We start from the raw sequence: 11,682 nt of genomic DNA on the forward strand, positions 1-11,682 counted from the left end.
AAGATGAGTAAAGAAAAGATTATAGGTATCGATTTAGGTACTACAAATTCATGTGTATCAGTATTGGAAGGCGGCGAAGCCGTTGTTATAGCAAATGCGGAAGGTGCAAGAACCACACCATCAGTAGTTGCATTTACAAATGATGGAGAAAGACTAATAGGTCAAGTTGCTAAAAACCAAGCAGTAACAAATCCAGAAAAGACAGTTGCTTCAATCAAGAGACATATGGGAAGCGATTATAAAGTTGATATCGAAGGCAAGAAATATACACCGCAGGAAATTTCTGCTTTTGTACTTCAAAAGCTTAAAAAAGATGCAGAAAGTTACTTGGGACAAACAGTTTCTAAAGCAGTTATTACAGTTCCTGCTTATTTCTCAGATGCTCAAAGACAGGCTACAAAAGATGCCGGTAAGATTGCGGGTCTTGAAGTTCTTAGAATTATCAACGAACCTACAGCAGCAGCTTTAGCTTATGGTCTTGATAAAGAACAAAGTCAAACGGTAATGATTTTCGACCTTGGCGGCGGTACATTCGACGTATCAATCCTTGAACTTGCAGACGGAGTATTCGAAGTTAAGGCTACAAACGGTAACAACCACTTAGGCGGAGATGATTTTGATAATAAAATAATCGATTACTTAGTCAGTGAATTCAAGAAATCAAACGGTATTGATTTAAGCGGAGATAAAATGGCTATGCAAAGACTTAAAGAAAGTGCAGAAAAAGCTAAGATTGAACTTTCAAGCAAAACGACAGCGCAAATCAATATTCCATTTATTACAATGGATGCAGCAGGTCCAAAACATTTAGATGTGACACTTACAAGAGCTAAATTTGATGAACTTACAGCAGATCTTGTAGAAGCTACAATGGAACCTGTAAGAAAAGCTATTGCAGACTCAGGTCTATCAGCAAGCGAAATCCATAAAATCGTGTTGGTCGGAGGTTCTACAAGAATTCCTGCAGTACAAGAAGCAGTTAAGAAAATTACAGGAAAAGATGCGGACAAAGGCATCAACCCTGATGAATGTGTTGCTATCGGTGCGGCTATTCAAGGCGGGGTGCTTGCAGGTGATGTTCAGGATGTATTACTTCTTGACGTAACTCCGTTATCACTCGGTATCGAAACTCTTGGCGGAGTATTTACAAAATTAATCGAAAGAAATACAACTATACCTACAAAGAAAAGTCAAGTATTCTCTACAGCGGCAGACGGTCAAACGGCGGTAGATATCCACGTACTTCAAGGTGAAAGAGGTATGGCAAGCGGAAATAAAACTTTGGGACGTTTCCAATTAACTGGAATTCCATCAGCTCCTAGAGGAGTGCCACAAATCGAAGTTACTTTTGATATCGACGCTAACGGTATCGTAAATGTTACAGCTAAGGATTTAGGTACAGGAAAAGAACAAAACGTAGTAATCCAGTCTTCTTCAAATATGAGTCAGGAAGATATTGATAAAGCAGTTAAAGAAGCTGAACAATATGCAAGCGAAGACAAAGCTAAGGAAGAAGAAATCACTGTTAGAAATAATGCAGACGCAGCAGTATACAATGCTGAAAAGACATTAAAAGACCTAGGAGACAAAGTAACAGACAAAGAAAAAGCTCCTGTAGACGAAGCTATCAAAGATCTAAAAGAAAAATTAGAAGGTTCTGATGTTGAAGCAATCAAAACAGCAACAGAAAAATTAAGTGAAGCTTTATACCCAATCGCTGAAAAATTATATGCTGAACAAGCTCAGAACGGTGCAGGTGCGGCTCAAGGCACAGATGTAGGAAACAACAGCGAAACTAAAGAAGACGATAACGTAGTAGATGCAGATTACGAAGTAGTAGATGACGACGACAAATAAAATGTCTAACTTCACCCTGCCCAAACCGCAGGGTGATTTTTCATAATATATAAGGGAGTAAATAATAATGTCAAAAAGAGATTATTACGAGGTTTTAGGAGTAGATAAAAGTGCCGGCGAAGACGAGATAAAAAAAGCATATAGAAAACTTGCTATGAAATATCATCCGGACAGAAACCCTGATGATAAAGAAGCGGAAGAGAAATTTAAAGAAATAAACGAGGCATACGAAGTTTTATCCGATCCTGATAAAAAATCCAAATATGATCAATTCGGACATGATGCGTTCGACCCGAATATGGGCGGTGCAGGCTTTGGGGGTGCCGGGTTCGGCGGCTTTGAAGATATGTTTGGTGATATATTCGGCTCTATGTTCGGAGGAGGTTTTAGCGGGGGCGGTGCCTCAAGACAAAACGTTCGACAAAAGGGCAGAGATTTAAGGGTCAATTTGACACTTTCTTTCGAAGATGCTGTTTTCGGATGTAAAAAAGAAATCAAAATAAGAAGGACCGAAACTTGCGATACCTGTTCAGGAAAGGGTGCAGTAAACGACTCTGATATCAAAACCTGCGATAAGTGTCATGGTACAGGTCAGGTAAGAGTAACTCAGCAAAGTTTATTTGGAACAGTTCAGACAGTAAAAACTTGTGATGAATGTAACGGTACAGGTAAGAAAATAGTCAATCCTTGTAAGACTTGCGGGGGAACTGGTAATGTTAAGAAACAAAGAACTCTTTCTATAAGGATCCCTGCAGGAGTAGATACCGGAAGTGTACTTCCTCTCAGAGGAGAAGGCGAAGCAGGAAAGAACGGCGGACCTAACGGAGATGTTTATATCTATATTTCTGTTAAACCCCATGCTATATTTACAAGAGAAGAAAATGACATATACTGTAAGATCCCAATTACATTCGTTCAAGCTGCTTTAGGCGACAGTATAATGGTTCCTACTGTAGACGGTAAAGTTAAGCTTAAAATTCCTGAAGGAACACAGTCAGGTCAGGTATTCAAGCTTAAAGGCAAGGGAGTTCAAAATCCTAACGGCTTTGGTAAAGGAAATGAATACGTTGAAATCAAAGTTGAAGTTCCAAAAAACTTGAATGAAAAGCAAAAAGCAAAATTAAGGGAATTTTCGGATATTTCAAGCGATAAAAACAACGAGCAAAGCAAAGGCTTTTGGGATAAAGTAAAAGATAATTTTAAGTAAAAAGACCGCCTAAGCGGTCTTTTTTGTGTCATAATTGGATTTATTAATTCTTTACATTAATATATTATTAATGTGTTTACTTTCATTATTTATTAAATCAAACTTCATCTACTGTCTCATATGCTAAAAGAAAAAAAGATTAAAGTTATCAATATTACTAAAAATAAGTAGAACAGTTTTCTTGATTTAAATATATAAATACTTATGATAATCAATATTTAATCGTATTTAATAATACCTTTATTTTTAAGTATTTTTATTATATAATTTAAAGGTAATTACTTTTAGGAGATTTGATATGTATAAGTATGTAGTTTTTGATTTGGACGGTACGCTGATAGATACGTCTGAAGGCACAGTTAAAATGTTTAAAAAATCTTTAAATCATGCCGGAATATTTGATACTGATGAAAATATAAAAGCTTTGATCGGTCCTCCTCTTACGAGAAGGCTTGTTAATGATTTTGGGCTAAGCGAAGAAAGAGCCAGAGAAGCCGTAGATGTGGGAAATAAATATTTCTTTGAAAAAGGTGTTTATGAATGTCATACCTTTGATAATATGATAGAGACTTTGGAAGAATTAAAAGATCGCGGTATTAAAATGTCTGTTGCAACAAGTCAGCCGGAAGAAACGGCTTTGATTGAAATGGAACATGTTGGTATACATAATTACTTTGAGACTATAGAAGCGAATAATTTATATCAAACAAAGGGAACGAAGAGTGATTTTATTAAAACGTGTTTAAAAACTATGAATGTTAAAGATAAATTAGATGCGATCATGATAGGCGATAAACGTCCGGATATATTAGGCGGGAAAGATAATGACCTTGATACTATAGGAGTGCTTTACGGGTATGGGGATTTAACAGAAATAAAAGAAAGTGATCCTACTCATATAGCCGATTTGCCGGTAGATATACCTAAGATAATTTTAGGTTAGTTTTTAGCTATTTTTTCTTGACACTCAGTGAATAAATATATAAAATTATAAGTTAAGGAAAAGCGTATTATTATAAGCTTTTTGTGCTTTTTAGGATAAAAAAGGAATGGAGTAAGATATGATATTTGAAGATTTAAATAAAAATAGTGTCAAAGATATGGAGAAAGAAGTATCTAAATACTGGGAAGATATAGATATACTAAAAAGATCTATTGAAACAAGAGAAGGATGCGAAAACTTTGTATTTTATGAAGGACCTCCTACAGCAAACGGTAAACCCGGTATTCATCATGTTATCGCAAGGACTCTTAAAGACAGCGTATGTAAGTTTAAAAATATGCAGGGATACAGAGTTAAGAGAAAAGCCGGTTGGGATACACATGGGCTTCCGGTTGAGATTGAAGTTGAAAAGACTTTAAATATGAACGGAAAGGGTGATATTGAAAAATATGGTATTGCCGAGTTCAATAAAAAATGCAGAGAAAGTGTTTTCACATATGAAGCTCTATGGAGAGATATGACAAAGAGAATGGGTTACTTTATAGATCTTGATGATCCATATATTACTCTTGACAATAATTATATAGAATCTGTATGGTGGATTTTAAAAGAGTTCTTTGATGCAGGTTTGATTTATGAGGGTCATAAAATATTACCTTACTGTCCTAGATGCGGAACGGGACTTGCTTCTCACGAAGTTGCACAGGGATATCAAAATATCAAGACCAATTCCGTTTATGTAGCATTCAAGATAAAAGGTAAAGATGAGTATTTCTTGGTTTGGACAACCACCCCTTGGACACTTCCTTCAAACGTTGCTCTTTGTGTAGGCGAAGATATTGACTATATAAAAGTTAAATCAAAGGGTGAAACTTTTATTTTGGCTAAAGCTTTGGTAGATACTGTTATAGGTGACGATTATGAAATAATCGAAGAAATGAAGGGTAAGGATTTAGAGGGTATAGAGTACGAACAGCTTTTAGACTTTGTTAAAGTACCACAGGGTAAAAAGGCACATTATGTGATTTTAGGAGATTTTGTATCAACGGAAGATGGTACGGGTATCGTTCATATCGCACCTGCGTTTGGGGAAGACGACTATAATGTTTCAAGAAAGTATGGTCTTCCAGTGTTAAATCCTGTAGGGGAAGACGGGGCATTCCTTGAAACTCCATGGAAAGGTACTTTTGTTATCGATGCGGATTTAGATATAATAAAATATCTTAAAGAGCATAATATGTTATTCAAGAAACAAAAAATAGAACATAATTATCCTCATTGCTGGAGATGTAAAACACCTCTTTTATATTACGGAAAACCTAGCTGGTATATAGAAATGACAAAGCTTAGAGAAGACCTCGTAGCCGCTAACGATACCGTAAAATGGTATCCTGATTTTGTAGGTGAAAAGAGATTTGGAAACTGGATAGAAAATGTAAAAGACTGGGCTATATCAAGAAGCAGATACTGGGGTACTCCTCTTAATATTTGGAGATGCGAATGCGGTCATCTTCACAGTGTAGGTTCGAGAAAACAACTTGCTATGGACGCCATAGAAGATATAGATGAAACTATTGAACTTCACAGACCTTATGTGGATGAAATCCATATCAAGTGTCCGAAGTGCGGAAAATCTATGACAAGGGTAAAAGATGTAATAGACTGCTGGTTTGACTCGGGTTCCATGCCTTTTGCTCAGCAGCATTATCCTTTTGAAAATAAAGAAGAATTCGAAGAGCAGTTTCCGGCGAATTTCATTTGTGAAGGTATCGACCAAACAAGAGGCTGGTTCTATTCTCTTCTTGCGATTTCAACATTTATTATGAAGAAGGCTCCATATAAGAGTGTACTTGTAAATGACTTGATTTTGGATGCTAACGGGCAGAAAATGAGTAAATCAAAAGGTAATACAGTTGACCCATTTGAATTATTTGATAAATACGGTGCGGACGCGTTAAGGTGGTATTTATTATATGTATCTCCTGCATGGACCCCAACCAAATTTGACGAAGAAGGCTTAAAAGAAGTAATATCTAAGTTCTTTAATACTTTAAAGAATGTTTATACTTTCTTTGTAATGTATGCAAATACAGATGATGTAGATCCAAAAGAGTTCTTTGTTGAATATAAAGACAGAGACGAAATCGACCTTTGGATTTTATCTAAATACAATAATCTTGTAAAAGCAGTAACTGCGGATATGGAAATCAATGAACATACAAAAGCCGTTAAGAAGATACAGGATTTTGTAAACGAAGATTTATCTAACTGGTATATAAGAAGGTGCAGAAGAAGATTTTGGGCTAGTGAACTCGATAACGATAAAAAAGCTGTTTACAACACTACTTATGAAGTTTTGGTAGGTTTATGCAAACTGATAGCTCCTTTTGCTCCGTTTATTTCCGAAGAAATTTTCAGAAAATTGACGGGTAAAGAGTCTGTTCATATTGAAAGATATCCTGAAGCAAATGAAGATTTGATCGATGAAAAAACAGAGTTTAAAATGGACTTGGTAAGGACTTTGGTATCTCTTGGAAGAAGTGCAAGGGAAGAAGCCAATATAAAAGTCAGACAGCCTGTTAAAGATATTTTGGTTTACGGAGCAGATAAGAATATCATAGGTAACTTAATAGATTTGATAAAAGAAGAACTTAATGTTAAAATAGTTACTTTCCCTGATAACTTGGAAGAATATATGAATTTTATATTAAAGCTTGACTTTAAAGTTGCAGGTAAGATACTCGGTAAAGACGTTAAGAGAGCCGTAGCGGCTTTAAATATTTGTGACGCAAAGAAAACCATAGACGAGCTTGAAAAGAACGGAGAAGTGACTTTAGATACTCCTGAGGGACCTCTCACATTGAAACAGGAATGGGTCGAAGTAAGGACAGACGCAAAAGAAGGTTTCAACGTTCAAAAAGAAGAAGATTTGTTTGTAATTTTGGACACAAACTTAGATGAAGACTTAATTAAAGAAGGTTATGTAAGAGAAGTGATTTCTAAAGTTCAGCAAATGAGAAAGAATAATGATTATGAAGTCACTGACAGGATTGATATAACTATAGACTGCGATGATGTAATCAAGAGTTCTATCGAAGAATTTGAAGCTTATCTTAAAAAAGAAACTTTATGCGATGATATCATTTACGCCGATAATGATGGAAGCAATGTTAAGTTAAACGACAAAGAAGCAATAATCACTTTAAAAAGAAAATAAATATAATTAAAAAAGAGTGTGAATGCACTCTTTTTTTGTAAATGAAAATAAAAAGAATAGCCTCAGCTATTCTTTTTTACGAACTTATTAATTAATAATTTTGTTTTTTAATGAAGAAATAAGCTTGTGGATGTTTGCAAACAGGACAAACTTTAGGTGCATCTTTAGAAACTACTAAGTGTCCGCAGTTACCGCATTCCCAAATAACTTCTTCGTCTTTAGCAAATACTTTGTTTTCTTTTACATTTTTAAGTAAAGCATTATATCTTTCTTCGTGAGTTTTTTCGATCTTAAGAACTCCTTCAAAAGCTTCTGCGATATCGTCTAAACCTTCTTCTCTTGCTTCTTTAGCAAATGTTGCATACATTTCTGTCCATTCATAGTTTTCACCTGCTGCAGCGTCTACAAGGTTTTCTTCTGTAGTTCCTATACCGTGAATTAATTTGAACCAAAGTTTAGCGTGTTCTTTTTCGTTGTTGGCTGTTTCTTCAAAGAACTCAGCAATTTGGTTATACCCTTCTTTTTTAGCTTTACTAGCGTAGTATGTATATTTATTTCTAGCTTCACTTTCTCCGCCAAAAGCAGTTTTTAAGTTCTCAAGTGTTTTTGTTCCGTCTAATTTACCCATAATTATTTACCTCCTATATGGTTATATCATTTAACATATTATATCACACTTAATTGGTAAATGTAACCTTTTTTAATTAAAATTAATAATCATTCCTAAAATTATACTGTTTATACATAAATAAAATAGTTTTATAAATAAAAAAGACCGCTTATGCGGTCTTAAATTACTTGTTACTTTACTCTTTCCATGTATTCTCCGGTTCTTGTATCGATTCTTATTACATCACCTTCTTCAACGAATAGAGGTACGTTAACTTGTGCTCCTGTTTCTACGGTTGCAGGTTTTGTAGCTCCCTGTGCTGTATCGCCTTTGAATCCTGGTTCTGTTTCTGTTATTTCTAATTCAACAAATAATGGAGGTGCTACGCTGAAAGCTTCTCCGGAATGAAATCTGATCGTTGCATTATCATTTTCCTTTAAGTAAACGATCGCGTCTGCCACTTGGTCATAATTAAGCGGGATTTGGTCATAAGTTTCACCGTCCATGAAGTAGTAAAGTTCGCCGTCATTGTATAGATACTGCATTTCTTTTGTTGAAATATCTGCTTTAGAAAACTTTTCGTTTGGTGAGAAAGTTCTTTCTACCGTTGAACCTGTTTTAATATTTTTAATTTTTGCTCTTACAAAAGCGCTTCCTTTTCCCGGTTTTACATGTTGAAATTGTACGATCGTATAAACATCGTTATCCATTTCGAATGTTACACCATTTCTAAAATCGCCTGCTGAAATCATAATATACCTCCAATAAATTTGTTAAATTCTAATTATTTTTCATTACATATTTAAAATATTATATCATACATATTTTAGTTTGAAAACAGTAATGTATCTTTTTTTTCTAACTTTACTTTATTTGCATTATTTAATCTCGTAAAGTTTTCTTTCAAAAGATTAATAACATTTGTGGCAGATAATATTTCATCTGTCCTTAGGGACAACCTTGTCGTTATAATAAGATTATTGTCGGTTATAACACAATGAAAATCAAATATGCTCGGTTTTATATTTTTTGTTACTGTCCTGCCTTTTTTGTTTTTCTTTGTAATATTTAGTTCATTACTTTTCCAAATAAAATCATTTATTTCTTCTGCTGATATATTATTGGTATCGTCAAATGTAAATATTATATTATATATTGCACTGTCTAAAGATTTTCCCAGGCTTCTTGCATTATCTTCCAGTTTTTCGGTTTTTATTATTTGTAGATTGTCTGGAAGTGATTTATTTAATCTTGTTTGTATTTCATCTTCACTAAAATCCTCTTTAGTTTCCACATCCACATATTCTCCCATTGAAGATGTAAATAGGGGAAGGGGCGGTGCAAAATGAACTTTAGGGTGAGGATTGAACCCTTGTGAATGTTCAAGGTTGAGCCCCGCTCTTCTGAAAGCTCTTTGCAGTACTTTTAATATATCAAGGTGAGATATAAATATTAAATTATCCTTTTTTACATATTTAAGTCTATACTTCAAATTTACACCTCCCATAAGCTTTACTTATTCCGCATGCTGAACATTTCTTGTGACAAGGCGGAGTAGTAGTTTCTTTTTTTGCTTTTTCGTTCTCTTTTATCAAAAATTCTTTATCAATATGATAATCAAATTTATCCCATGGAAGCTCGTCTTCATAATTTAATTCTCTGGAAGCGTATTCCTGCGGTTCGATACCTATTGACTTTAATGCATCTATCCAGCCTTCATAATTAAAGTGGTCAAACCATGAGTCGAATACACAGCCGTTTTCGTATGCTTTTATGATTGCTTTGGATAAAAACCTTTCGCCTTTTGCAAGTACCGCTTCCAGCATTGATAATTTGCTGTCGTGATAATTATAAGTTACCATTTTTGGCATTAATGATTTTAAATACTGCTGTTTTCTATGGAATTCTTCCATTGAATTTTGAGGGAACCACTGAAATGCGGTAAAAGGTTTTGGTACGAAACAAGATGTACTTACTGTCAGTTTAAATGGTTTAGGTCTATTTTTCTTCTCTAAACTGTAATATATATCTATTATTTTTTGTGCCAAATCGGCTATTCCTTTTATGTCCTCGTCTGTTTCATATGGAAGACCAATCATGAAATATAATTTTATCTTTGAATATCCTGATTCAAATACTCTTTTTATAGTTCCCAGAATATCCTCTTCGGTTAAGTTTTTATTTATTACATTTCTCATTCTTTGGCTTCCCGCTTCCGGGGCAAATGTAAGGGAATTTTTCTTCATCGAACCTACTTCTTCCGATAGTTCCAAGGAGAACTCGTCCATTCTAAGTGAAGGAAGGGAAACATTTATCTTCTTATCTTTATAGTTGTCAACAAGATATTTTACTAATTCCATACAATGAAAGTGGTCTGTAGTACTTAGACTTGTTAAAGATATTTCTTCGTATCCTGTATTCCCTATAAGTTCATTTGCTTGTTCTATTAAAGTAGTAAGTGATTTTTGTCTTACCGGACGATAGATCATTCCCGCCTGGCAGAACCTGCACCCTCTGAAACATCCTCTCATAACTTCAAGTGATATCCTGTCATGTACAGGAGGGGTATAAGGTACTATAGGCTTTTTCAAAGAGTAGACATTATTCATACTAGGTATGATTGACTTTTCAATATGTTCCTGTTTAATTTCTTCAAGATTTGGGATATACACTCCCACTACTTCACTTGCTTTTATTAAAAAGTCATTTTTGGAAGAAGATTTTTTATATAGATCCATTAAATGCGGAAGTACTTCTTCACCTTCTCCCAGCATTATTAAATCAAAGAAATCCGCAAATGGTTCGGGGTTACAAGTACATGGTCCTCCGCATACCACGAGCGGGTCTTCTTCTTTTCTGTCCTTTGAAAGAAATGGGATATTTGCTAAATCGAGCATTAAAAGTATCGTTGTAAGACACATTTCAAATTGTATGGTAAATCCGACAAAATCGAAATCCGATACTTTAGAAAAGCTTTCCAAAGAAAAAAGAGGGAAATCGTGTTTTCTCATCTCTTCTGCCATATCCATTTTCGGTGCGAATACTCTTTCGCACATTACATCTTCCTCTCTGTTTAGTACTTCATAAAGTATCTTCATACCGAGGTGAGACATTCCGATTTCATATATATCCGGAAAACAGAAGGCAAATCTTACCTTAGGGTTTTTCTTTGGCTTTACGCTGTTGAATTCATCCCCTATATATCTTGAAGGTTTTTCTACATTTGGTAATATATTTTCAAATAAATATTCTTTTAAATCGTTCATAATATAATTTTCCTTATGTTTTTTGAGGCTTTATTATAACATTTTTTCCTATTTTTTCAAAATATACTTACTTTAAATAAAAGGATTTGTTATCTATAGCCCTCATTGTGGCAAGTATCCCGTCTAAATGATCGTATTCATGTTGGATAAGCTCCGATAAATCATATTTTAAAATCATTTTACAGTCATTGAAATTTCTGTCTTTATAATTGAGGATACAGTTTTTATATCTTTCTACCTTTACTATCAAATTGGGGAATGACATACAGTCGTCCATTACTTGTATTTTCTCACTATCCGGAAATGTCAGCGTAGGGTTCACAATTAAAGTAGGTGTATCTGTATTCATATATAATATTCTTTTTTCTATCCCTATTTGAGGTGCTGCTATTGCCCTTCCCGCATTATGTATTTTTCTATAGTTCATTAACGTGTCATGTAAATCAAGTTCGATTTTTTTCAGCAGTGATATTTCTTCTTTCTTAATCTCTTTGAATACATTGTATAGTTTTGGATTTCCAAGCTTTAAAATTTCTTTTATCATATTTTCTCCTTATATAAAAATATTGCCTTTATAAAATA

9 protein-coding genes are annotated in these 11,682 nt (G+C 34.3%); 4 read left to right on the forward strand and 5 right to left on the reverse strand.

Features of this window, described 5'->3' with window-relative positions; genetic code table 11:
• Positions 1 to 3 precede the first annotated feature (3 nt).
• The 4 genes from dnaK to ileS all read left to right on the forward strand — a co-directional run bounded on the left by dnaK (position 4) and on the right by ileS (position 7,224).
• Positions 4 to 1,857, forward strand: a complete 1,854-nt coding sequence (gene dnaK, locus NSA01_RS01090; protein WP_257479676.1) for a molecular chaperone DnaK — start codon at positions 4 to 6, stop codon at positions 1,855 to 1,857.
• Positions 1,858 to 1,924: 67 nt separating this feature from the next.
• A complete protein-coding gene (gene dnaJ, locus NSA01_RS01095; RefSeq protein WP_257479677.1) occupies positions 1,925 to 3,064 on the forward strand; it encodes a molecular chaperone DnaJ in 1,140 nt (379 codons plus the stop codon).
• A gap of 298 nt (positions 3,065 to 3,362) precedes the next feature.
• Complete coding sequence (locus tag NSA01_RS01100) at positions 3,363 to 4,007, forward strand: HAD hydrolase-like protein (RefSeq protein WP_257479678.1); 645 nt, start codon at positions 3,363 to 3,365, stop codon at positions 4,005 to 4,007.
• Positions 4,008 to 4,125: 118 nt separating this feature from the next.
• Positions 4,126 to 7,224 carry an isoleucine--tRNA ligase gene (gene ileS, locus NSA01_RS01105; RefSeq protein WP_257479679.1) on the forward strand — a complete coding sequence of 1,033 codons (3,099 nt, stop codon included), beginning with the start codon at positions 4,126 to 4,128 and terminating at the stop codon, positions 7,222 to 7,224.
• Between the two features lie 91 nt (positions 7,225 to 7,315).
• Here the strand turns inward: ileS and rbr are convergent, their stop codons facing one another.
• The 5 genes from rbr to NSA01_RS01130 all read right to left on the reverse strand — a co-directional run bounded on the left by rbr (position 7,316) and on the right by NSA01_RS01130 (position 11,644).
• On the reverse strand, positions 7,316 to 7,852 hold the full coding sequence (gene rbr, locus NSA01_RS01110; protein ID WP_117531448.1) for a rubrerythrin: 537 nt from the start codon (positions 7,850 to 7,852) through the stop codon (positions 7,316 to 7,318).
• 173 nt (positions 7,853 to 8,025) lie between these two features.
• On the reverse strand, positions 8,026 to 8,586 hold the full coding sequence (efp, locus tag NSA01_RS01115) for an elongation factor P (RefSeq protein WP_007050131.1): 561 nt from the start codon (positions 8,584 to 8,586) through the stop codon (positions 8,026 to 8,028).
• A 74-nt stretch (positions 8,587 to 8,660) separates the two neighbouring features.
• Positions 8,661 to 9,326 carry a TIGR03936 family radical SAM-associated protein gene (locus NSA01_RS01120; protein ID WP_257479680.1) on the reverse strand — a complete coding sequence of 222 codons (666 nt, stop codon included), beginning with the start codon at positions 9,324 to 9,326 and terminating at the stop codon, positions 8,661 to 8,663.
• The gene (locus NSA01_RS01125) at positions 9,316 to 11,100 is read right to left on the reverse strand and encodes a TIGR03960 family B12-binding radical SAM protein (RefSeq protein ID WP_257479681.1); all 1,785 of its coding nucleotides are present in this window, start codon (positions 11,098 to 11,100) and stop codon (positions 9,316 to 9,318) included. The genes NSA01_RS01120 and NSA01_RS01125 overlap by 11 nt, the downstream gene beginning before the upstream one ends.
• A gap of 67 nt (positions 11,101 to 11,167) precedes the next feature.
• Positions 11,168 to 11,644, reverse strand: coding sequence for a peptide deformylase (locus NSA01_RS01130; protein WP_257479682.1), 477 nt, complete (start codon positions 11,642 to 11,644; stop codon positions 11,168 to 11,170).
• Positions 11,645 to 11,682: the final 38 nt, after the last annotated feature.

The organism is Anaerofustis stercorihominis (genome assembly GCF_024623185.1).
Classification (GTDB): domain Bacteria; phylum Bacillota; class Clostridia; order Eubacteriales; family Anaerofustaceae; genus Anaerofustis.